Genomic DNA, 23,513 nt, shown 5'->3' on the forward strand with positions numbered 1-23,513 from the left:
CGCATACGCAACAACATGTCCGAGGCATCGACGTCAAAGAGAAAGGCCGACAATGACCGTCGCACACTGCAACACTGTAAGCGCAGTTTCGTTGGGATTACCTCAAACCTGCGCCATCCCCGAAGCGAAAAGCGTGATTCCCAAGCAGATGTTCTACTTGAAGCCGCCGGTTTCCGCACGGCTCAAACAACGCTTCGTCGGCGACGTCGAATCGATCACCATGCTTGCCCTGCTGCGGCCGAACACCATCAACGTGGCCGCAGGAAAGAAGACCCGCGAGATTCTGGTGATGGGCATCAACCAAAATTGCAGGGACGCACCCGTCGAGGTGATGGAGCATATCGCGAAGTTGCGTTCGGCTTCCAACATTCTCTTTGTCTGCGTACGCGATGCAAGACTTGACGAAAATAGCGACGCCTCCAAGGATGCCAGCGTCGGCGATCAATCCGGTAACACGGATTTGCAATGCGCTTTAGCCGTGCAACGTATCCTCCCGGTTCGCGCCGGGCATCAGGGCGAGGCGCAGATGCAAAGTTACATCGGCACTTGGCAGGATGCCAAAACTGCATCTTTGCCACTCAACGGCGGGACGCTTGACGAAGTGTGGCAAAATCTGTGTGCCCAAGTCATTTTCGGCGACAGCGACGGAAACGACCTTGACGCACGACTGGCAAAGCAGTCGACGATCGCCGAACTCACCGCCCAAATTACCAAGCTGGAAGGCGACCACGCCCGCGCCAAAGACAGCACCAAGCGTAACGAAATTTACGTCAAGCTCCACAAGGCCAAGAAGCAACTGGAGGAGTTGCAAAGCTGATTGGCTGACCTCACTTACTCACGCGGTTTATATGCGCGGCATCTTCAACGCGGCACAGCAGGGAACGAAAACCATCAATATAAGTGTCTTCCCTGCTGCATCAAACCTGAAATCACAGGCTGCTCCATTACAAAATCGTTGAAACACCAACACTGAAGAAAATCCCAATCACAACTGAAGTAGCAGAGAACTTGAGAAATCGCAATTTACTGCTTCGGTACTGCAACCCACAAGCCAACTTCACTTGAAAACTCATGATTCATCGGAAGATTCGCCGCACTCATCCGCACCAATAATCTGGCGATACAGCCGTTTCAACGTTTCCTCGCGGCGGGCCTTGGTGAGCTCGCATTCCCAAACGACGAGAACCTTCCAACCGGCTTTTTCGAGTTCGGCATGCTGAGTGATGTCGCGGTCATGATTGCGGACGAGTTTGGCCGTCCAGAATTCGACGTTGGATTTCGGCATCGAGAATTTCGTGCAGCCTTCGTGCATGTGCCAAAAACAGCCGTTGACGAACACCATCGTGCGCCACTTAGGCAGCACTATATCTGGGTGACCCGGGTAGCGCTTGTCGTTTTTGCGAAAACGCAGGCCACGCCGGAAAAGATAGGATCGGACCAAAACCTCGATTTTCGTGTTCTTGCCACGAATATGCGACATGGTATAGCTGCGGGTACCACGTTCGTATTTTTCGGGGGTTTTGGCTGATTTTCGGGACTTCTCCGCGTTTCTGTGGCTGACTTTGCCGCCGTTTTTCAGCTGCTTTGCCGGTTTCTCGGAAATCGCAGAATCAGGCACCAGAGAAGCGGATGGCACGGAAGCTGAAGTCGCAAAAACGGAAGTTTCAGAACCGAGCGGCGCAGAAACTGAAATCGCAGAAGCGGAAGTTACGGAAGCAGAAGTCGCAGCAGTTCCTATGGCCATCTCATCCCTAGTTGAGGAAGACTTGTTATCTGCCGTTACCGATTGCCGTGTCACGTCTCCATTCCACTTTGAGTCTGCGACAAATGACGCAACATTCGATTGACTCCTATGGCGTGTCCGACTCTAGAATGGAAACATCAAATACATTTTCATGCAAGAAAGGACTTTCATGAGCAATCTCAACGGCAAACGCGCCGAAGCGAAAGAGCAAGGTCTCAAGGTCAACGTCGCCATTCTTGGAGCTGGCAGAATCGCCAAATCGATGGCCAATACATTAGTGGAAATGGCCGGCGATTCTCGCTATAGCAGCCTGATCGAGCCTTACGCCGTGGCCGCGCGCGACGGTGGTCGCGCCGCTGATTTCGCGCAAAAGTACGGATTTGACATTTCTTACGGTTCATATGACGAACTGCTGGCCGACCCGAAAGTCGATCTCATTTATATCGCCACGCCGCACGCGCTGCACGCCGAACAAGGCATCGCGTGCCTCAAAGCCGGCAAGAACATTTTGGTCGAGAAGTCGTTCACTGCCAATACCGCGCAGGCACAGGAGTTGCTTAAGGTCGCCAAGGAAACCGGATTGCTGTGCACTGAGGCCATCTGGACACGCTACATGCCCTCGCGTGGCATCGTCGCCGAAATCATCAAGTCGGGCGAAATCGGCGAAGTGCAGGCAGCCACGGCGAACCTCTGCTACCCGACCACGAACAAACCTCGCATGACCGACCCGAATATGGCCGGCGGCGCGCTACTCGATGTAGGCGTCTACCCACTGAATTTCTTTGACATGGCGCTGGGAGCCGATACCAGCGAGCGCACGATTTCCGACATTTCGACTTCGATGGTTCCTTACAAAACCGGTGTGGATGCCACCGATTCCATCGCTCTGCACTACAACGACGGCGTAATGGCCACAGCCACCGCCTCGATGCTGTGTGCTTCCGACCGCTCCGGCGCCATCTGGGGCACGAAGGGCTATATGGTCTGCCAGAACATCAACAACATCGAAGGCATCGACCTCTACGGCCTCGATCACAGACTGACCCGCCACGTCGACGTCCCCGTTGAGCTCACCGGCTACGAGTACGAGGTCGCCGCCTCTGCCAACGCCATCCTCGACGGCAAGACGGAATGCACCGAAATGCCCCACGCCGACACCCTGCGCATCATGAAACTCATGGATCAGATTCGCGCCAAGTGGGGCCTCAAGTATCCGTTTGAGTAAATCTGTCCGATTCGTTACAACACAGTAAGTTTAAAAATACTTTTAAACTTACCGTATTTTTTACCAAGCTGAAAAGTATTTTTTAACTTGGCCGATTTTTACGTAAGTTAAAAAGTATTTTTTAACTTACGTATTCCAGCCACAATAATCCGCAAGCCGCTGAACACCTTCGGCATCCACAAAACTTTAGACACACTTGTCCAAACTTATTTGAGGCGCCTCCTCAAGCAGGAACGAAAGTATTACGCCGTGGATATGGGCCTGCGTCGCATACTCGTTTCAGGAAACGTACGCGACACTGGCAGAATCCTGGAAAACATCGTGTTTCTTGAACTCAAACGCCGAGCAGAAACGGTATACGCCGGAAAAGGCACAGACGGCGAAATCGATTTCGTCACCAACGGCGCAAGCGGCCCGGCCTACTATCAGGTCGCTGAATCGGTACGCGACCCCAAGACCTTGGAACGCAAGCCCTCGTCATTCCACAATCTCGACGACAATTACCCCAAAACCCTCATCACCCTCGATGACGAGCTTCCCACCAGTCACAACGGCATTCAACAAATCTACGCGCTAGATTGGCTGATGAAAGAATAAAGTCAATCCCTTCTAACTCGTGCAAATTTAAAAAACCGACACTGTTTAGGATATACAACATGTCTGGAAATAACACATTACAAATATTCAATCGTCTTTAAAGCCTCGACAAGGTAAACTCTCCTCACCCATATATTCTGTCGATACATACGTACTCCATTGATACAGATTGGCTTGTTCCTAGAAGAAGAATCAGCACCCGTACCACGGACAAACACATTTCCGTCTTTTGCCTTTGGCCAATTTGAAGCCTCTTGAATAATTCCATTCTTGTTTTTTATAGGCTTGCCATTCTTCCCTATTTTTTGTACATTTTTCAGCTCTTGCTTAAAGATTAAATTCCTCATCGTATCCCAAACAGACTTTACTTGAGACTGTATAAAATCATCATCAAAATGGAATCTCTTGAAGCCTTCAAAAACATTTTCAGAAAATGCAGCATCATGGCTAGGCTCAGAGAAAATTACAAACAAAATTTGCTGGTCAATGAAATTCGCGGCGAATGAAGACTCTTCAAAAGGCATATTCACGTCTTGAAGCTCATCAAAATCAATCGGGAACAGTTTAGTATCCTCAGTTCCTTTCCTCGAACGAGTCAGGACAAAAGACCTTCCTACCAAACCAATTTTGCTGAAAACATCAATTTTACTCATTGAGGATGCTTCGCCACCGAACATTTTAACAACGATACGTTCAGCATCTTGTTTTGTAGGCCCGTTAGCCTTCTTAATTCCAAGAATATCAAAAAGCTCTCTTACTGTTTTACCTTTATACATCTTCGACAGCTCATGACATTTGCTATCAATTTCTTGATAGCCCAAGTACCTTCCAGGAAGTTTTTCATAGTTCGATTTGCGACCAAGGCTCTTCTTATACCATTCCTGCACTATGACATCTACAAATGAACGCTTTAAACGGAATCGTGGTCGATTAGGCCACTTTGGAGCAGTGTCAATCACTGACAACCTGGAATTAATCACTGAAGAGATTTCTGGATAATGCGATTCGACCTCATTAGGATATCTTTCCTGCAGCATCTGAATGAAATCATGGACAATTGTCCAGTCTCTTTGAAGCCTTACCTTATCATCACCATCAAAATCCGTGAATTCATAACCTTTAATTGGAAAATCAGCATATTCAACAGGTGATGATGCTTTGTGCGAATATAGGTAAAAAACAAACAACATGTGTGCTGTCTTTTCCCAGAATTTGGAATTCTCAAAATTCTCTTTCGCAATTGTTTCAGGGCTTACTGCCGTAACGCTCACAGGCTCTTTAGCCTCATAAACCGAGCCAGAGTTCTTAGACGATTTAATGCCAGTAGTCTTCAATTCTGTTGGAATGGAACCATCAACAATCAAATCCGGCCTTTGTGCACTATCAGCGGGATAGCCTAACACAGATTGTTCAATCACAGCACCGGCATATCCCTTGTTCTTTTTCGCAGTTGCCAACACGTGCTTAACATCGACCTCAGCTAAAGTCTTCTCGATACAATCGTCTAAGAGACTTTCAAGCTCTTTCCTGCTGAATTTATGACTTTCTACAGTTCCCATAACAACATTATAAGCTCAAATGGGAAGCACTCTCTTAAAAAAACCTATGCCACGATTTATCGTTTAGTCTCTTTCGAAATATCCTCAGCAATAATCTTCCCAATTCTGTGAGGTATGCCGACAACTAAAGCGTTGCCCATGCAGAAGGCACGGTGACCGTCGCTCATGCCATCATTGGTCCAACCTTTGGGGAACATCTGCAACTGGTCCAACTCATCAGGAACTAGACGCCTCAAACTTCCATTCTGTGCCATCACTACGTGCTTCATGCGGCTTGGACCGGAACCACCTTCACTCGTGAGAATCGTTCTGGAAGGCTTGTCCAAATCATCTGGAAAACCCATAGCCCCTTCTGAATAATTGTATTTGAAACCTTTCGATGTGACCCGTTCTTCGTGCTTGGCACCTTTGAGGTATGTCCATTGAGCAATGGAACCGGAATCGATATAGTAACTTTCAGGAACTTCTTTATCAGGAACCAAAATTTCCCTTAGTGTGGTTCGATGTCCTTCAAAATCAGGTGTTACCTTACTGGTAACGACATGTCCATCCTGCATAGCGCCGGCATTCTGGAAGAACGATGTCTTATCCCCAACACCAAAGTTCTCACTAACCTCAACTAAATCGGAGGATATATCCTTCTCTTCGGTTGACAGTTCATCGCCGGCGACAATCGGAAATGCCCTACGCATTACACCGGAGTCAAAAATCCGTGATTTGAGATTCCACTTCCCGGCAGATGCCTGTGCATAGATGTAAGTGCGACGCCGCTTCTGTGGCATGCCATAATCCGCAGCATTGATGACTCGCCACTCAACCGAATAGCCAAGAGCCGATAAACACGAAAGAATAATCGCGAAATCGCGACCACGTTGAGAAGCCGGCGATTTCAGCAGACGATCGACGTTCTCCAAAAGAACGTACTTAGGATGCTTCAGCTGCAGCATTCGCCGAATCTGCCACCAGAGCACACCCTTCTTGCCCTCGATGCCATCCGCCTGAGACAGAGTTCTTGCCACGGAATAATCCTGGCAAGGAAAACCACCAACCAACATATCAAAATCAGGAATTTCGCGCTTTCCTGCTTCCACTTCATCCAGCACTCTAGTGATGTCTTCGTTGATGCAACTTCCTGCACCAAATCGGCTCTCATAACATCTCCATGCAAACTGTTTTGTCGGTGAGCCCATAGGTTCCCATTGATTAGCCCAAATGGTTTTGAAAGGCCCAGCTGAATCGAGGTGGAATTCCTTATGCTCCGGATTGTCATAGCCATCAAGGCCAAGTCTAAAACCACCAACGCCTGCAAACATCTCGGCGACCTTAATTTCCTTGGTCATGGCACCCTTTCGATCCGAACATTTGTTCTATTTACATTTTAAATTATATGCCAATCCCGACAAAAGATCAAGCTCCTATCACGATAGGAGCCGACATTGCGGACAGCAAAATGCAAAACTCTAGCACTCGCAGACAACGGAGATGCCAAATCTTACGGGCGTGCGGACGAAAGTGCGGTACACCGATAGATATATTCCCATTAGCACCCTCACGCGTAAGTGAAGGTCAGCGGGTCATGACTGGCACCAGATGGAGCCCGCCAGTCAGCGGCGAAGTCAGCACACTCCGCTTCTGTATCGAATCATCTATCGAAAAATCATAAAATGAGATTTGCCATACAAAAAGCGTCGCAAAAAATCTTATTTTAGGTGCTAAAACGTCGCAGGACCGAATCTAAAGCCATGCCGCAACGTGACACAACCGGTGACACCGCTGAAAATCAATGAGCAGCATAATCTGATGAAAGTGTTCCTATGTGACGTAGGCTTGCTCGCCGCTTCAAGCATGGGCACGGCGCAACAAAAAATTCTCACAGGCGATCTAAGCGTCAACTGGGGCAGTTTTCTGGAGAATTTCATTGCACAGGAACTCACCGCGCATGGTTTCGATCTATATTATTACGACAAAGCCAGAATCAGCGAAATCGATTTCCTTCTACAATTTGACGACGGCGTCTTGCCTCTTGAAGCAAAATCAGGCAAGAATTACACCACTCACACTTCCCTCGATAAGCTCATGTCACAAAAGGAGTGGAAACTGCCAAAAGCCCTTGTACTTTGCGGCGACAACACTTCAGTCGAGTATGAAACCGAACAGAAAGTCATTGCGGACATGCCGTGGTACATGACCATGTTCATCACTGACGACGCCATCAATCAGCTCGGCTAACCGAATTTTAACCAACATGGCCGGCCTTGCCGCATAGACAAGGCCGGCCAATGCCGATTATTGCAATCACGCTTCGGTGCTGGTTGCGTCTGACACCAGCGCCGAAGCAAGCAATCAGAACTCAGTGATGACCGAGCGGATGACCTCGCCGTTCTTGAGCTGGACATAGGCATCATCGATCTGGCTCAGGTTGATGTGCTGGCTAATCAGGTCATGAACGTTCAGACGGCCGTCGACGGCAAGGTCGGCATACATCGGGATATCATGCTTGATGTTGGTCGAACCCATCCAAACGCCCTTCAGGCCACGCTGGTGAACCAAGAGGTCGGCCGGGTTGATCTCGAGAGTGATCGTTGCGTCGGGCTTGGCCAGGCCGATGCAGTAGGCGTTGCCGTCCACTCCGAGCATATCCCAGCACTGCTTCATCGTCGGAGCCATACCGATGGCCTCGAACGCCTCATCAACGCCGCCGTTCGTCAGCTCGCGTACCTTGGCGACCGGATCCTCGTTCCTCGAATTGATGACATCAGTCGCACCGAACTTCTTCGCGAACTCCAGCTTGTTATCAAACACGTCGATGGCGATGATCCTCTTGGCGCCGCAGATACGAGCGCCGGAAATCATGTTGAGGCCAATACCGCCGGTACCGACGACGGCAACCGTGTCGCCAGGACGGACGTGCGCGGTGTTGATCGCGGCACCAGCGCCGGTAATGGTGGCGCAGCCGATGCAGGCAGCCTGATCCCACGGCACCTCATTGTTGACCACAGCCAATTGATTCTCGTGAATCAATGCTTTCTCGGCGAAACCGCCGGTGCCAAACGCCTGGGTGATCGGACGACCATCAGGGAACGACAGACGCGGCTTCTCGCCAGGCTTGCGCACGCACTCCTGCTGCTGCGAGCAGGACTGCGGATGACCGTTCAGACAGTCGGCGCAATGGCCGCACACCTGCTCAAGAGAAGCGACGACGTGATCGCCGACCTTAATGCCTTCGACTTCGGGACCTACAGCTTCCACAATGCCGGCGACCTCATGGCCGATCACGGCCGGGAACGGGAAGAACTGGTCATCGTCCTCCACCAGATGCAAATCCGAATGGCACAGACCGGATGCCTGAACATCCACCAGCACCTCAGCCCCGATAGGATCGTCGATAACGATATCTTCCGGCTGGGCGAATCCCTTGCCAATTCCATAGGCAACTGACGCTTTGATTGTTTGTGGCATAATATGCTCCTTTGCGATATTTGCAGGAAACGGTTGTAACCTGACTATTGTCATGATTCCTGAAATCGAAGGATGCGCGAGCGGTCATTGTTCACCGGCAACCGATTACGAAATCAAATAACAATATCTGAATTGTATCCTCTTCGGCCATTATCGGCACCACGAATAAGTGACCTCCATCACTTTTCCTGAATTTTTATTCAACAAACCCATACCATTAGCGGCATTTCAGGCTTTATTGTTGGCATTTCAGGAACACAAAGATGCCCATCAGGTAAATTGAAAAGTACCGAAAAACGCAACATATATGCAGAATACGCGTAATGCAATGCAATCATTGTTGCTGTCTTTCTCAACAAAGGCTGCAGCGTATCAAAACGATTGTCACGCTCTTCTGCCGGACGTCATCAGGCATAGGTGAAGGTCATCGGATCGTGACCAGCACGAGTAGGGCCGTCGAGCGCATCAATCTGCGCATGCTCATCTGGGCTCAGAGCAAAGCCAAAGAGGTCGAGGTTTTCGCGCTGGCGGGCCGCGTGGACAGACTTGGGGATGACAATCGTACCGTTTTCGATATGCCAACGCAGGATGACTTGGGCGGGCGAAACGTTGTGCGCTGCAGCGATGCGAGCGATGGTACCGTCGCCGGCGTTGAGGTCGGCTCCGCGGGCCATAGGCGAATAGGCTTCCACCGCAATTCCATGTTCACGGCAAAAAGCGACCACCTCACGCTGCTGCCAGGTCGGATGCAGCTCGATCTGATCAACCGTTGGCCACTCCCCTGTTTCGCGATGCAGACGCTCGAGATGTTCGGGCAGGAAATTGCAAACGCCGAGCGTACGCACACGTCCCTCGTCGCGCAGCTTTGTGAACGCCTTCCATGTTTCCCCGGAACGCCAGTTGAACGGCGTCGGCCAATGCAGCATGTACATGTCGACATAGTCAAGACGTAAATCCCCTAATTGGCGATCGAAGGCTTTAAGAGCGCTGTCGTAGCCCTGCTCGGAATCCTTGAGTTTGGTGGTCACCCACAGTGTTTTACGAGGCTGGCCGGTATTGAAACCGGTTTCCGCGAGCGCACGCCCAACGCCCGGTTCGTTGTTGTAGCCTGCAGCGGCATCGATATGGCGATATCCGACCTCAAGCCCAGACTTGACGACGCCGGTCACCTCATCATCGCCGATACGCAGCATGCCGAGGCCAATCTGCGGAATCCGGTTGCCGTCGCTTAACGTAATATCTGGGATTTTCGTTACCGTTCCAACGGTTTCTTCAGCGTTCACCGTCATCGCTCCTTTTGTTGTCAACTGATATCCAGACTACTAGCCGACCCAGTCCAGCCAACCAATGGGAATGAACGGTTTCCGGCATCTGCAAACGCCCATACCGAAGAATAATCACTGATGGACGCTAAACGACCAATTTCTTGCATCCAGAACACCCAAGGAAGAAAACGGCCGCTGACAGGCACTAAACGGCCAGTTTCCAGCATCCAGCAACGCCCAAGCAAAAACGGTCACTGAGAAATATCCACTCATGAATATCCACTCATGAATATCCACTCATGGTTTTGCGTAATCAACCAACGGCAAACAAAGAACCGACGCGGACGGAACCGGCGGAATCGAACACCGCCTCGCTTCTATGTGCCTAGAGCGTGATGACACGGTCGGCAATCTGCATCGTGGAGGCGCGATGCGAGACCAGCACGATGGAAACCGGACGTTCGTTGGCGAGCGTATTGATCGAATGGAGGATGACCGATTCATTCAGGGCGTCGACACGGCTCGTGGGCTCATCAAAAAGCACCAACGACGCTCCGGTGAGGAAAATCCTGGCGAGGCTGATGCGCTGTCGTTCGCCTTCGGAAAGTCTGGAGCCAAGCTCGCCTACCTGCGTATCCAAACCATCCGGCAGCGCATTGATGACGTTGTCGATCGAAGCACGTTGAAGCGCCTGATGCATGTCCGAATCTTTGGCATGCGGGTCGGCGACCAAGAGATTGTCACGAATCGTACCGTCGAAAAGATACGTATCCTGATCCATCATCGTCTCGACCCGACGGCGATAATGCGCTTCGACCTTCGGCAACGGCTCACCTGAGAACTCAACCGAACCGACCTGGGGGTCCCAATAGCGCATCATAAGCTTCAGAATCGTGGATTTGCCATGTCCTGACGGGCCCTGCACGCCAAGAATCCCGGAATGCAACGTCGTGAAGTCGAAGTCCTTCAACACCAACGCGGAAGCGGGAACCGAAGTCGAGCCTGCCGAGGAAAGCGGGTAGCCAAAGGTCACATCCTTCAGCGAGACGGTTTCGAATTTCGGCTTGTCCTTTCCGGTCTCCTGCACTGCCGGCGTTTCGTCGAACAGCGCAAACATGCGCCTGGCAGCCGCCAATGGCTGGTTCAAGCTACCCGGCAAATCGCTCAACGCGAGGGTGGGCCCGAAGGAACTGAAAACGAGCATCACCGCGACCACACACATGGCCATCGAAACAGAATCGGCCTGAACGATGCCGAACATGATCCTCACCGCAATGAAAGTGGCAACGACGACCGAAACCGCACCGAGACCTCCGAATACGCCGTCCTTGCGGCTCAGCCTGCTTTCGAAAAGCCATAGATTCTTGTCTTCGGCGATGATGTCGGCAAGACGCCGGCGGCCTTGGTTGAACCTGATGATTTCATCCATGCCGTGCATATCGTCAACGAGTCTGTCGCCGAGTTTGCCGGAATCGGAGCGAATTCGCGCGCCGATTCCGCGCACATTGCCGGCATACAGACGCGGCAGAACGAGTCCGACGAAGAGGTGGGCGACAATCAGCAAGAGCGCGAACCATGGATCGAGGGTGAACAGCGCCACCGCGAACACCACCGAAGTGGTCACTGCGATGATCACCGGAGAAATGGCGTGGGCAAAGAAAGTCTCAAGCAACTCGACGTCGGAGGTCACCAAAGTGGTGAGCCCACCTTTGCCTCGCCCGGCCAGTTTTGCCGGGGCAAGACGGCGGAGTGCTTCGAAGGCCTTCGAGCGGAAGAGCGAAACCACACGGAAACTCATCTCGTGGTTCATGTATTCCTCGGCATAATGCATCAGGCTTTTCGCAATGGCACACACCACGACGGCAACAAGTGCGAAGGCGATGCTCACATTCCAAACAGGATGGCCAAGGATCGCCATCAACGCCAGCACCCCAAACACGGGCAGGAAGGTTTCCGCAAGTCTCGCGATGGTCCCGCACAGGCACGCGCCGACGATGAATGGAGTCAGCCGTCCGACACAACCAAGCAGCCTCAACGTAAGATGGAATGTCCCCATTTCTTTGTTCTCACCGTGGGGACGATTGGCGACATCGAGTATCGCATCGGTTTCATCACGACGTTTTGCCGGTTCGTGAGAACGCGTTCCATCGGAATGTCTGCTCCCGGCAGTGGCGGAAGCGGAATTTGCCATAGCCTTCGCCAAAGGTGTGTGAGCACGCGCCGCTTCCGTTTTCTTGAGTTTGCCTTTCATGGGTTTTCCGGTGGAATCAGAGGCCGATAGGTGACGCACCTGCCGCGTATCCACCTTGGATTGTTCGGCGTCTCTGGCCCCGGACCGACGGCCATAATCGTCAAAATCATCGTGGCCCTGATAATCAAGCAAGGCGAAATCAAATGGCCTGCGCACCTTGGGATTCGCGGACTGCGGCCTGGCATAGGCGCTTCCCCAGCTGTTTCGATGCGAGACATGCTCGATCGACGCCTGGGTCGCGAACATCGTGGCGTAACGGCCACGGCTTTCCATGAGCTCGTCGTGGGTTCCGGTTTCAACGACCCGACCGGAGTCAAGCACCACGATATTGCTGGCATCTCTGGCCTGGGTCAGGCGATGGGTGATGACGATGACCGTACGGGTTCTGGCCAAGTCGCGAATCGCCACATCAATGAGCTGCTCGCTTTCGGCGTCAACGCTGCTCGTGGCTTCGTCGAAAACGTAGATCGGGCTGTCACGCAGCAGAGCCCTGGCGATGGCGAGACGCTGGCGCTGGCCACCGGAAAGATTGTCGGCTTCCGGTTCGATACGCATATCAAGACGCTGGGGCTGGGAATAGACGAAATCGTCGATATGGGCGCCTTCGAGGGCCAGCCACATCTCGTTGGCCGTGGCGTCCGGCTTCGCCATCAACAGATTCTCTCGGAGGGAACCGGTGAATAGATGACTTCGGGAATCGACCATCGTCACCGCGTCGCACAGTGATCTGTTCTTGAGGCTGTGCAGCTCGCAGCTACCCACGCTTCCCAGCACCCGGTAACCCAAGCGGATGGAACCCTGATAATCGTTGCGTGTGCCGGCAATCAACGCACCGATGGTGGATTTGCCCGAACCGCTCACCCCGACAATGGCGGTAAAACCGTTCGCCCGTGCGGTGAAACTGACACCTTCCAAAGCTTTGTGACCGGTCGAATCGTTTTTCTTTCCGCGCCCGGCCGTGTTCTTTGCGGCAGTGTCGTTATCAACGACACCTTTATTGTCAGACACCGCTTTATCAACCGCCGGATCAATCGGTTTGTATGTGTAATCGACATTTCGGAAAGTAATCGAGCAATCCTCGACACCTTGCGGCAATGCAGACTGCCCGTCACCGATTGCCGGGACGTCCAGCATGGCATAAATCCGTTTAATCGAAGCCAGCCCATTCATCGCAGTGTCGGAGCAGGAGGAAAGCTTACGCAGCGGCACGAAGAAGCTCACCGAAAGCAGGATGGCCACCAATGCTGCAGGAAGCTTCAGATGTCCGCTTGCCACCTGCCAGATGACAATGGCGATGGCACCGGCGGTGGCTCCGTACGAAACCAAATCCAGAGCCAGACGCGCACGCAGTTCGAGGTGAAGAACTTTCATGGATGTCTTGCGGAAACCCTCGGATTTCCGATCCATGCGACTCGCTGCGGCTTCATCGGCGTCGAAAGTCTTCAACGTTTCCAACCCTTGGACGTTGTCAAGGAACGTGGCACCCATATCAGTATATGTTTCCCAGTATTTACCGAATGCTCGTGTCGTCGCCACAGACACCCACCAGACAATCGCGACGATAATCGGGACACAAACCAGAAGCAGACCCGCAGTGGGTGCGTTCAGCGGCAGGATCGCGACGAAGAGCGTCAGAGGCGCAAGAACGGCGAAAATGAGCTGCGGCAGATAGGTTTCGAAGAAACTCTGGATATGGTCGACGCCTTCACCCAGCGATTGCACCACGTCGGCGGTTTTCACATGTTCCGAATAGGTCGGTCCCAAGTCCAGCATTTTGTCGTAGAGACGTTCGCGCAGCGCTATCTTGACCCGCTCAGAGGCTTCGGTACCGAAGAAATGCGAGGCACGTATGGCCAGGTATTTGATGATCGCAACCACTACCAGCGCAAAGATGAAGGCCGAATAACCCTGCGGCACCGCCTGGAAATCCTTCAACAGCTTTTTGAGGATCGCCGGCTTGACATGGTCATTGGCGGAGGTGAGCACAGGAAAAAGATTACCGAGAAGGCCTACGGCGATGAACGCGAATCCGATATCCGCCAGCAGAGAGACCCAAAGGCTCAGCACTTTTGCGGCGACGAACGCGCCACTGCGCGGAACGAGGGTGAAGAGCCGACGATCGAACATAAAAGCACCTTTCCAGCGGCAATCCATGGCCCATACATCGAAAGGAAACGGGACGATGCATTCCATAAGAACGCCTATTACACAATACTGTAGGCCGAATACGATGCTATCGGGAAGCGAAATTCATTACAAAAGCACTAAATTTATGCGAATGGCCGAGCCGGACAGAGTGCGCTGCCTAGTCAACGAAAGCCACCATGCCGAGCAAAACCCCTACGGCCGCGTGGTCTGTCGCACGATGATCTTCGACTTGACCTTGAGCAATTCCGGAGTCGTAATCGTCCCGTGGATTCTGCCGATAATGCGCTCCACGGCCGTAGGAGCCGTCCAATCCAGGCGCGAATCCATAGTGGTCAGCGGAGTCTGCAGGTACCCGGACTCCTCGATATTGTCGAAACCGATCACCTGCACTTGGCCAGGAACTCTGATGCCGCTCGTCGCAAGCACTGAAAGCGCGCCGATGGCAAGCTGGTCGTTGAGGGCGATCAGACCATCGAACGGGACACCGCCGTCAACCAGCCGCTGCGTCGCACGGGCTCCCTCGCCTATGGTCCAATTCTGGGCAGTAATACCGATAAGCGCGGGATCTAGTTGCTTATGATACCGCCTGCATCCTTCAATAACGCCTTTCATGCGCAACTGGTCATTGCCTTCCGTGGCATTCAACAGTGCATGCTTATCAAACGGTTTGCGAGCCCCGACCACCGCAAGCCTCGAACTGCCATGTTTGATCAGATATTCGGTCGCTTTCGCTGCAGCCTCCACATCATCGGGGGTCACATGGTCCGCACGCCCCCAAGTGGTTCGCGAGCCCACAACCACAAGAGGATAATCGACATCGAAATCCTCAGGCGAAATGTCCTCCAGCTCGCTCATCGAGAGAATAATGCCATCCGATACCGTCGGGTTGAACGATTGCAATATATCGCGTGCGCCTTTCGCCGATCCCTCCGCGTAGGTGGTGACATAGACCGAGTAATCGTGCTTGCGGGCCTCGTCGATCACCCGGTTCGCCAATTCGGCAAGATAGGGCGGGGTCAGCGAAGGGACGGCAAGTGTGATGAACCCGGTGAGCCCGCGGTTCAGGTTGCGGGCGGCCACATTGACCCGATAGCCAAGGTCGGCGATGACGGATTTGACGCGTTGACGGGTGGCATCGGTCATCCGGCCGGTTCCGTTGATGACATTGGATGCCGTTTTGAGCGACACTCCGGCGGCTTGGGCGACATTCCTCAGCGTGACATGCCTGTGATCGGCGTTGACGTCATGGAGCGTATCATCTATCATGTTCAGCCTCCTTTGCCTTGATTTTCAATACAGCATCAATACGTTTGTCTGGTTATCAATATTCCATTGCGCTCGAGAATACACGTGACGTCATCGACCTTACACCCAGCGTTTGCAACCTGGTTGTCCGTTGGCAAATTGCCTTCAGCATCTTCAATATGCCCGCGATTGAGGAACAGGATTTCCCCCTCGACATGTTCGACGCTAACTGTATTACGATTCCGCGTGAAGTAAAAATCGAAAGCCTGTTTGCCGTTCTGCCGGCGGATATGAACCAAATCGGGGTTGGAGGTCCGGGCGCCCCCGACAGCCTCCGCAACTCTACGAGAATCCCTTTGCGGTGCAACCGAATCCAGGCATCGCCTCAACAGAGGCACCAGCGCTTCGCGATCCAAATCGCAACCGACATAATAGGCCCTACCCTTGCCGTACGCATTACAAGCGATCGCCGGTGTGCCTTCAAGCTCCCAGTCACGGGCTTCGTCCCCTTCGTAACTGGCAAGTACCGTGGCGGAATCGGCGACCGAGCCCACAACAGTCTGCCAAAGTCTTGAGACGGCACCGTTCGAAAGTCGCACTGAATCCGGCTCGCCGTCAAGCGCCCCAAGGATGTTGAATTCTTCCCCAGACACCCCCAAGACCTTGCGCAGCAGCCCGTTGCCGGCCCCCGGATAGCCGCCGAGACCTACGTGGAAATGTTCGTCGACAAGGCCGGTTGCATAATCGGCGATCACCGTTCCGCCAAGCGAGACAAACCGTTCGATACGTTGTGTTTGTTCGTCGGAAAGCGACAAAACAGTCGGCAGAACAATGGTGGAGTATCCGCTGAAATCGGCACGCAGCGACACGACATCGGCGCGATGCCCGGCATCCAGAAAAGCGCTGTACCAAGCGGCGACATCATCAAGATGGCTGAGCTTCCTGGTCGGCAATGTTTCGCATTCGGTGGCCCATTCGGATGGCGCATCGAAAAGAATCGCCGTATCCGATTGTTCGAGCTCGCTGCCCTGAAGGCCGGCCTTCGACAGGGTTTCCAAGACCCGGCCCAGCTCGCACACTTCACGGAAAACCTTGGTGTGCTCACCGGCGTGCGGAACCATCGCGGAGTGGAACGCCTCGGAACCGACTTCGGACGCTCTCCACTGGAAGAAGTTGACGGCATCCGCGCCCATGGCCACATGTGCCAGGGCGTCACGCACCAATTCGCCGCCTCGTTTACGGGCATTGACCGGTTTCCATTGAACCGCCGAGGTCGAATGCTCCATCAGATACCACGGCTTTCGCAGTGAGATGGAATCCACGAACGCGTCGCCGCACAACAGATTATCCAGATGCCCACTGCCGGCTTCAAAGTATTGGTCATTGGAGACGAAGTCGACCTCGCCGCCCCAATCGGCATAATCCATCACGCATTGGTCGGCAGCCACCATGAAGTTCGTGGTCAACGGCTTGTCGGGGCAGATTTCAGCGATGGCATCGCGTTCCGCCTTGTAGAAATCCTTCAGGGCATCGGAACAGAAACGCTCGAAATCCAACTGGAGACTTGGATTGATCATCGCGTCGTCACCAGGATGCATCGGCAACTCGATCTCGTCGAACGAACGCACCTGCTGGGACCAGAATGACGTGCCCCAGGCGTCGTTGACGGCGTCGATGGTGCCGTAGCGCGCCTTGCACCATTTGCGGAAGGCACGTAGGGAATCCGGCGAATAATCATGGCGATTGTTCCAGCCGTATTCGTTGCCGACATGCCAGGAGACCACATAAGGGTTGTCCTTATAATGTTCCGCCATTTTACGGCACATCGAAAGCGCATACTCACGGAAAACCGGGCTCGACGGACTCCACGACTGCCTCGAACCGGGGTGGACGATCGTGCCGTCGGATTCCACCGGAAGCACCTCCGGATGCGCCTCATAAAGCCACATCGGAGCGGTCGCCGTGGCGGAGGCCATGTCCACCGCGATTCCGGCCTTGCCGAGCTTGCCGACGATGCGGTCGAGCCAATCAAAATCCCAAGTCTTCATTTTCGGCTGGATACGACCCCAGCTAAAAATGCCCAAAGCCACAACATTGACCCGGGCCTTCTTCATAAGGCGGATGTCGTCATCCCAAATCTCTTCCGGCCATTGGTCGGGATTGTAGTCGCCGCCGTAAGCGATCCCACGTCTGTCAGGCGTCAACAGGTTCGGCCATCGAAATGCACGACGCGGGCTCTGGCCATTACAGCCAAATGTTGGCGTTTTAGAGACAGACATGTTGGATTAATCCTTATTGATAACTAAAACAGATAAAACTATAGCGGATTGTGACAATAAATACTTCCAGCGCCATTTGCCCGGTATGCCTCGTATCTTCGACTAGACGATTTCAAGAAACCATCTAGTCGAAGCGACCAGAGCTAAAATCTGACGAACGAACGCTGGAAGTATTTTTCCAAACCCATTGGTCGTTGTTTATTCTTTGACGGCGCCTGCGGCGAGGCCGGACTGCCAGTACTTCTGCAGGAGCAGGAACGCGATCACCAGGGGGATGATGGTGACGAGGCTGCCGGTGATCACGAGGTTCTGGATGGCCTGCCCGCCCGCGGTCGAGGCCTGGTCCTTCCACTGGTTCAGGCCGATCGTGAGCGGGTACCAGTCCGCGTCCTTGAGCATGATCAGGGGCAGGAAGTAGTTGTTCCACGTCGCCACGATCGTGAACAGGGCCGTGGTGACGATGCCCGGGGCGAGCAATGGGAGGGCGATGGTGAAGAAGGTGCGGAACTCGCCCGCCCCGTCCACGTGCGCCGCCTCCAGCAGCTCGGTCGGGACGGCCTGCTCGCTGAAGATCCACATCAGGTACAAACCGAACGGGCTGATCAGGCTCGGCAGGATCATCGCCCACGGCGTGTTCGTCAGGCCCAGTTTCGCGAACAGGAGGAACTGGGGGACGGCCAGGGCGATGCCCGGCACGCTGATCGCGCCGATCACCACCGCGAACACCGCCTTCCTTCCCGGGAAGCGGAACTTGGCCAGCGCGTAGCCGCCCATGATCGCCAGCAGCGTCGCCCCGCCCGCGCCCACGACCACGTAGAGCAGCGTGTTCAAAAACCACCGGCCGAAGATCCCGTCCTGGTAGGAAAACACCTCCGTGAGGTTGTCCCACAGGGCGAACGTGCGGCCGAAGCCGAGACCGAACGTCGAGGTGAAGTCCGCCTGCGTCTTCGTGGCGTTGACCAAAAGGTAGACGAACGGGAACAGGCAGTACGCCGCGAACACCGCCACCACCAGGGTCAAAGGCCAGCTGCGGCGCGGGTTCTCCGGGTTGCCGAACCCGCTGCGCGCGCTCCGCCTCCGCTCCGCCGCCTCATCCTTCGCCACCCGGCGCCGGCGCGCCTTCTCCGCCCTCCGGGCCGCCCTCTCCCGCGCCTTCAGCCCGGACGCGGAGAGACGGTCGGGTCCGGACGTTGTCCTGGCTTGCATGCTCGTCCCGCTCATTTCATCTGCTCCTTCATGCTGTTGAGCTGCACCGCGTACGCCACCGCCATGGTGATCACGGCCATCACGATCGCCAAAGCGGCCGCATAGTTCGACTGGCCGCCCGTGAAGCTCAGGTTGTACGCGTACATGTTGGGCGTGTAGTACGTCGTGATCGCGTTGCCCGGCACCATGTTCTGCATGATGCTCGGCTCGTTGAACAGCTGGAAGCTGCCGATGATGCTGAAGATCACCGTGATCGCCAGCGACCCCTTCAATTCGGGCATCTTGATCCTCCGCACGATCTGCCACTCGCTCGCGCCGTCGATCGCCGCCGCCTCATACAGGGAATGCGGGATCGTGGACAGCGACGAATAGAAGATCAGCATGTTGTAGCCCGTGAACTCCCAGGTGACGATGTTGCCGATCGACGCGAGCAGCACCCCCGGCTGCAGCACGTCCAGATGCACGCCCATCCACGAGTTCAGCGAACCCACCAGACCGTACTTCGCCCCGTACATGAACCCCCAGATCAGGGTGGAGACCACCGCCGGCACCGCGTACGGCAGGAACGTCGAGATACGGAAGAACCGCGTGCCATGAAGCCTCATCGAATCCAACGCCAAAGCCAGCAACGCCGACAGGGCCAGCATGATGGGTACCTGCACCAGCGTGAACAGCGTCACCCGCCACACCGAACCCCAGAACTGCCCGTCACGGAACAGCCGCACGTAATTCTGGAAACCCACGAACACCGTGCCCCCCACCATCCGCGTCTGGAAGAACGACAGATACACCGCATACACGACCGGCACGATGAACACAAACAAAAACACCAGAACAAACGGCCACAAAAACTTCCAACCACGCCAATCCACACGATGACGATTCACCGACACGGCAGGTGCATCGGAAGTCGAAGCCCTCAAAGCTCCGGGAACACCCAAGGTGGCATCAGCGCAAGAGCCGCCGGCGCCGTCCTTAACTATTTTCGTTGACAAAATACCCTCTTTCATAATAGCGGAGAAGAACGCCGGCCAAGCCGCGATCTTCTCCGCTCATTCATTTATGCCGCTGTGCGCATTTACTTGACGGTTACGCTGTAACCTTCCTGCTTGCCATGGTCGGCGAGCTTTTGGGCATAATTCTCCATAGCCTTCTCAAGAGGGATGTTCTTGCTGTAAGCCTTGGAAATCTCATCGCCGTAAGCGGTCTGAGCGAATGGGTTGTACGGAAGATACTGGAACTTCTCAACCGGACGCTGTGCGCCTTCGGCCAGGATCTTGTTGACGTTCTGACCGCCGAAGTAGTCGTTGACCTTCTTATTGGCCGCCGTGGTCGGGTCGGTGAAGGAGCTGGAATTCAAAATCTTCTTCAGACTGCTGAACGTGCCGCTGTCGGCCATCTGCTGGGCGCCCGCGTCATGGGTCATGTACTTGACGAACTTGTAGGCTGCGGCCTGCGACTTGCCGGCCTTCGGCACAGCAAGAGCGGAACCGCCATCTTCGGCGGAAACCTGCTTGCCGGCTTCCCACTGAGGCAGCGAGCCGACGCGCCAATTACCCTTCTGGTCGGGAGCGCCGCTGATGAGGTTGACCGGCATCCAGGCGCCGATCGTCAGCGAGGCAAGGGTGCCGTCGTTGAGCTCACGGTTCCATTCGTCCGACCAGTTCGCGGTCTTGGTATCGATGAGGTCTTCGTCAATCAGCTTCTGACGGAAATCAATGTACCTCTTCATGCCCGGGTCCTTGGTCATATCGATGGTGATCTTCTCACCGTCGACCTTCCAAGGCTTTGCACCGGCCTGCCAGGCCTGTGCGGTGAAGGGTTGATAATCGCCTGACGCACCCGAGCTGTTGGTGATGTAGGAGCCGGCGGCCTTGATCTTCTTGGCTGCTGCATAGTAATCGTCCCAAGTCTTGATCGACTCGCCATCGACTCCGGCCTTGTCGAAGACGGCCTTGTTGTAGAAGAACATTTCCGGGCCTGCATCGATGGGCAGCGCATAGGGCTTGGCACTATATTGCAACTTGTTCCAAGGGCCGGCGGTGAAGTCGTTGGCCAGCTTGTCCGCGCCGAACTGGCTTAGATCCGCGAGATCGCCGGTAACCGCAAACTGGGTGACCGTCGGATCCTCAAGCATCACCACATCCGGGATACCCTTCTTGGCCGCGACCGCGTTGGTCAGTGCGGTCGAAGTCTTTTCCGCGGTGCCGGTGTTGTTGAACTTCACCGTCACTCCGGGGTTATCCTTCTCGAAGTTCGCGATGATCTTCTTCATCGAGTTACCGGTGTCCCAGCCCCAGAAGACCAGATCCGCCTTGGAATCCGAGCCTTTGCTGCCGCCTGAATTTGACGAGCCGCAGCCTGCCAGACCGATCATCGTCGCTGCAGCAGCTACAACCGCAACAACTCTTTTTACATTACTCATATTGGCTCCTTTGTCTTGTTTCTCTAGGCACTACGTCTGCACGCTCTGTTCGAGTCATCAACCGATAAGATCACCCAAACACGGCTTTTCTTTTGATACTCAATTGCTTGGTACAACTGTGTATCATTTACGCTTCTTATGATACACAGTTGTTTCTATTTGTCAATTTGAAACAGTAAGTCTAGTTATTGGACCTTATAGTCCGGTTTAACCATATCCGCAGCCAGCGCAGACAACGCCCTCTTCATCATTGGATCAGGGCATTGCCGACAACGAATCGGGCACCTTATGGAAATTCCACAAAGTGCCCAACTCATTTATTCCAATCGCGCGCGACCGATCAATCACCTTATATCGGCATCCCGCGAACAGATGATTTTCAGCAGCGGTTGTCGAGACGATGATACATTTCGGAGATCTCGAGGTCACGCTCGAATTCGCGTGGCGTCGTGTTCTCGTCGATGGTGGCCAGCTCGACGCCGGCGATGCGGGCGAAGTCCTCCCAGCCCTCGCGGCCGAAGGAAGTGGTCATGCAGGTATGGTGCGAGCCGCCGGCACGCAGCCAGCACTCGGCCGCGATCTTGAGGCTCGGGCGCGGCTTCCACAGGGCGCGGGCGCACGGCAGCGCCTTCAAGGAGCCTTCCGGCTCGACCACGTCGACCACGTCCATCAGCAGGCGGAAGCGTTCGCGCATATCGGCCATGGAGATGACCGTTGCAGCCTTGTGCGGGGCGACGGTGAAGACCAGACGCACCGGGTCGGACTTGCCTCCGATGCTCAGCGGATGGATCTCGAGCTTCGGCTTGGCGATGGTGCCCACGGACGGCGAGACCTCGAGCATGTGCGAGCCCATGTCCATCTCGTGGCCCGGCACGAAGTTGTAGGAGTAGTCCTCCATGAGGCTTGAGCCACCCTCAAGGCCGTAGCCCATCACACTGGCGATGCGCACGAGTACCGAGGTCTTCCAGTCGCCTTCGGCGGAGAAGCCGTAGCCGTATTCGCTGGGGAGCCTCTGGGCGCCGACGCCCGGCAGCTGCGGCAGAGTGCCGAGGTCCTCGAAGTTGTCGACCGCGGCAGTGGCGCCGTTGTCCTTCATCATGTTGACCATCGCGGCCTCTTCCTTGGCGGCGATGAACAGCTCTTCGTAGCGGGAATTCAACAGCTCGGGGGCCACGTCATACTTGGCCTTGTAGTCCTCGATGATGCCCTTGACCTGATCGTCCTTGACCTTCTCGTAATAGCCGACCAGCTCGTTGACGGCCCAGGTGTTGACCTGCGTGCCGAAGACGCGCTCGGCCTCGGTCTTGTCGCCTTCGGTGACGGCGACGTTGCGCATGTTGTCGCCCCAGCGCATCACGCGCATGTTGCGCGACTCGTTCCAGCCTGCGCAGGCGCGAACCCAGGTGGCAATCTTCTCGGCGACTTCGGGATCGGTGTAATGGCCGACGACGATTTTGCGCGGGATGCCGAGACGGGTGACGATGTAACCGAACTCGCGGTCGCCGTGGGCGGACTGGTTCAGGTTCATGAAGTCCATGTCGATGGTGTCCCAAGGAATTTCCTTATGGAACTGGGTGTTGAGCTGCAGCAGCGGCTTGGTGAGCACCTCAAGGCCGCGGATCCACATCTTGGCCGGCGAGAACGTATGCATCCATGCAATAACGCCGATGCAGCCGGGGTCGGCGCTGGCCTCGGTCATGAATTGCTTCACGCCGTCGGAGGACTTCAGCGTCGGCTTCAGCACGAGCTTCACCGGAATCTTGCCGGTTGCGTTCAACGCGTCGACGATCTTAGTGGACTGCTCGGCAACCTGACGCAGCGCCTCCTCGCCGTAGAGGTCCTGCGAGCCGACGCCGAACCATACGGTCTTGCCTTCAAATGGATTTTCGAATGTCATCATTACTTCCTTTTGTTGTAGTTGCTATATTCACTTATTACAGATACCCGTGCGCTATTTCATACACCTACATGCTGGTGAACAGCATTTTGGTCATACTTATATGCCGTCTTCCAGCATCGCCAACTTCTGGTACTGGAAGACAGCACCTCGACCGGTCTCATGTGCCGTTTACCTGCATTGCCAGCCTTCTTATGCCGGTAAACAACATCT

Annotated in this window: 16 protein-coding genes; 4 read left to right on the forward strand and 12 right to left on the reverse strand. The window is 54.5% G+C overall.

Going from position 1 to position 23,513, the window contains the following annotated elements; all coding sequences use genetic code 11:
* Positions 1-52 precede the first annotated feature (52 nt).
* Positions 53-817, forward strand: a complete 765-nt coding sequence (locus tag OZX67_RS07585; protein WP_277142233.1) for a DUF4391 domain-containing protein — start codon at positions 53-55, stop codon at positions 815-817.
* Between the two features lie 252 nt (positions 818-1,069).
* Here the strand turns inward: OZX67_RS07585 and vsr are convergent, their stop codons facing one another.
* Entirely contained in the window at positions 1,070-1,579 is a 510-nt protein-coding gene (vsr, locus tag OZX67_RS07590) for a DNA mismatch endonuclease Vsr (protein WP_277145033.1), read from the reverse strand.
* Positions 1,580-1,913: 334 nt separating this feature from the next.
* Between vsr and OZX67_RS07595 the strand changes: the two genes are divergently transcribed.
* The gene (locus OZX67_RS07595) at positions 1,914-2,969 is read left to right on the forward strand and encodes a Gfo/Idh/MocA family oxidoreductase (protein ID WP_277142236.1); all 1,056 of its coding nucleotides are present in this window, start codon (positions 1,914-1,916) and stop codon (positions 2,967-2,969) included.
* A gap of 255 nt (positions 2,970-3,224) precedes the next feature.
* A complete protein-coding gene (locus OZX67_RS07600) occupies positions 3,225-3,566 on the forward strand; it encodes an ATP-binding protein (RefSeq protein ID WP_277145035.1) in 342 nt (113 codons plus the stop codon).
* 77 nt (positions 3,567-3,643) lie between these two features.
* On the opposite strand, the gene OZX67_RS07605 is transcribed toward OZX67_RS07600, so the two are convergent.
* Both OZX67_RS07605 and dcm read right to left on the reverse strand, forming a co-directional pair.
* The gene (locus OZX67_RS07605; RefSeq protein WP_277142238.1) at positions 3,644-5,125 is read right to left on the reverse strand and encodes a MutH/Sau3AI family endonuclease; all 1,482 of its coding nucleotides are present in this window, start codon (positions 5,123-5,125) and stop codon (positions 3,644-3,646) included.
* A gap of 56 nt (positions 5,126-5,181) precedes the next feature.
* Complete coding sequence (gene dcm / locus OZX67_RS07610; protein WP_277142240.1) at positions 5,182-6,465, reverse strand: DNA (cytosine-5-)-methyltransferase; 1,284 nt, start codon at positions 6,463-6,465, stop codon at positions 5,182-5,184.
* A 412-nt stretch (positions 6,466-6,877) separates the two neighbouring features.
* On the opposite strand from dcm, the gene OZX67_RS07615 reads away from it, so the two are divergent.
* On the forward strand, positions 6,878-7,354 hold the full coding sequence (locus tag OZX67_RS07615; protein WP_277142242.1) for a DUF4143 domain-containing protein: 477 nt from the start codon (positions 6,878-6,880) through the stop codon (positions 7,352-7,354).
* Between the two features lie 114 nt (positions 7,355-7,468).
* Here the strand turns inward: OZX67_RS07615 and OZX67_RS07620 are convergent, their stop codons facing one another.
* The 9 genes from OZX67_RS07620 to araA all read right to left on the reverse strand — a co-directional run bounded on the left by OZX67_RS07620 (position 7,469) and on the right by araA (position 23,300).
* Positions 7,469-8,584, reverse strand: a complete 1,116-nt coding sequence (locus OZX67_RS07620; protein WP_277142244.1) for a Zn-dependent alcohol dehydrogenase — start codon at positions 8,582-8,584, stop codon at positions 7,469-7,471.
* Between the two features lie 407 nt (positions 8,585-8,991).
* Positions 8,992-9,873: an aldo/keto reductase gene (locus OZX67_RS07625; protein ID WP_277142245.1), complete on the reverse strand. Its 882-nt coding sequence runs from the start codon at positions 9,871-9,873 to the stop codon at positions 8,992-8,994.
* A gap of 361 nt (positions 9,874-10,234) precedes the next feature.
* Complete coding sequence (locus OZX67_RS07630) at positions 10,235-14,227, reverse strand: ATP-binding cassette domain-containing protein (RefSeq protein ID WP_277142247.1); 3,993 nt, start codon at positions 14,225-14,227, stop codon at positions 10,235-10,237.
* A 213-nt stretch (positions 14,228-14,440) separates the two neighbouring features.
* On the reverse strand, positions 14,441-15,514 hold the full coding sequence (locus OZX67_RS07635; protein ID WP_277142249.1) for a LacI family DNA-binding transcriptional regulator: 1,074 nt from the start codon (positions 15,512-15,514) through the stop codon (positions 14,441-14,443).
* Positions 15,515-15,549: 35 nt separating this feature from the next.
* On the reverse strand, positions 15,550-17,772 hold the full coding sequence (locus OZX67_RS07640) for a beta-galactosidase (RefSeq protein WP_277142251.1): 2,223 nt from the start codon (positions 17,770-17,772) through the stop codon (positions 15,550-15,552).
* A 198-nt stretch (positions 17,773-17,970) separates the two neighbouring features.
* Positions 17,971-18,993, reverse strand: coding sequence for a carbohydrate ABC transporter permease (locus OZX67_RS07645; protein WP_277142253.1), 1,023 nt, complete (start codon positions 18,991-18,993; stop codon positions 17,971-17,973).
* Positions 18,990-19,919, reverse strand: a complete 930-nt coding sequence (locus OZX67_RS07650) for a sugar ABC transporter permease (protein ID WP_277145037.1) — start codon at positions 19,917-19,919, stop codon at positions 18,990-18,992. Before OZX67_RS07650 ends, OZX67_RS07645 begins: the two co-directional genes overlap by 4 nt.
* 137 nt (positions 19,920-20,056) lie before the next feature.
* Positions 20,057-21,403 carry an extracellular solute-binding protein gene (locus OZX67_RS07655; protein ID WP_277142255.1) on the reverse strand — a complete coding sequence of 449 codons (1,347 nt, stop codon included), beginning with the start codon at positions 21,401-21,403 and terminating at the stop codon, positions 20,057-20,059.
* Between the two features lie 379 nt (positions 21,404-21,782).
* A complete protein-coding gene (gene araA / locus OZX67_RS07660; RefSeq protein WP_277145038.1) occupies positions 21,783-23,300 on the reverse strand; it encodes an L-arabinose isomerase in 1,518 nt (505 codons plus the stop codon).
* Between the last annotated feature and the right edge of the window lie 213 nt (positions 23,301-23,513).

The sequence above is a fragment of the Bifidobacterium sp. ESL0728 genome (genome assembly GCF_029392015.1).
Lineage (GTDB): Bacteria > Actinomycetota > Actinomycetes > Actinomycetales > Bifidobacteriaceae > Bifidobacterium.

Bases quoted from the DNA above. Each gene is read 5' to 3' on its own strand.
- OZX67_RS07640 (WP_277142251.1), bottom strand. From the start codon at position 17,772: ATGTCTGTCTCTAAAACGCCAACATTTGGCTGTAATGGCCAGAGCCCG.
- OZX67_RS07625 (WP_277142245.1), bottom strand. From the start codon at position 9,873: ATGACGGTGAACGCTGAAGAAACCGTTGGAACGGTAACGAAAATCCCA.
- araA (WP_277145038.1), bottom strand. From the start codon at position 23,300: ATGACATTCGAAAATCCATTTGAAGGCAAGACCGTATGGTTCGGCGTC.
- OZX67_RS07630 (WP_277142247.1), bottom strand. From the start codon at position 14,227: ATGTTCGATCGTCGGCTCTTCACCCTCGTTCCGCGCAGTGGCGCGTTC.
- OZX67_RS07645 (WP_277142253.1), bottom strand. From the start codon at position 18,993: ATGAGCGGGACGAGCATGCAAGCCAGGACAACGTCCGGACCCGACCGT.
- OZX67_RS07655 (WP_277142255.1), bottom strand. From the start codon at position 21,403: ATGAGTAATGTAAAAAGAGTTGTTGCGGTTGTAGCTGCTGCAGCGACG.
- dcm (WP_277142240.1), bottom strand. From the start codon at position 6,465: ATGACCAAGGAAATTAAGGTCGCCGAGATGTTTGCAGGCGTTGGTGGT.
- OZX67_RS07585 (WP_277142233.1), top strand. From the start codon at position 53: ATGACCGTCGCACACTGCAACACTGTAAGCGCAGTTTCGTTGGGATTA.
- OZX67_RS07595 (WP_277142236.1), top strand. From the start codon at position 1,914: ATGAGCAATCTCAACGGCAAACGCGCCGAAGCGAAAGAGCAAGGTCTC.
- OZX67_RS07605 (WP_277142238.1), bottom strand. From the start codon at position 5,125: ATGGGAACTGTAGAAAGTCATAAATTCAGCAGGAAAGAGCTTGAAAGT.
- OZX67_RS07600 (WP_277145035.1), top strand. From the start codon at position 3,225: ATGGGCCTGCGTCGCATACTCGTTTCAGGAAACGTACGCGACACTGGC.
- OZX67_RS07620 (WP_277142244.1), bottom strand. From the start codon at position 8,584: ATGCCACAAACAATCAAAGCGTCAGTTGCCTATGGAATTGGCAAGGGA.
- OZX67_RS07635 (WP_277142249.1), bottom strand. From the start codon at position 15,514: ATGATAGATGATACGCTCCATGACGTCAACGCCGATCACAGGCATGTC.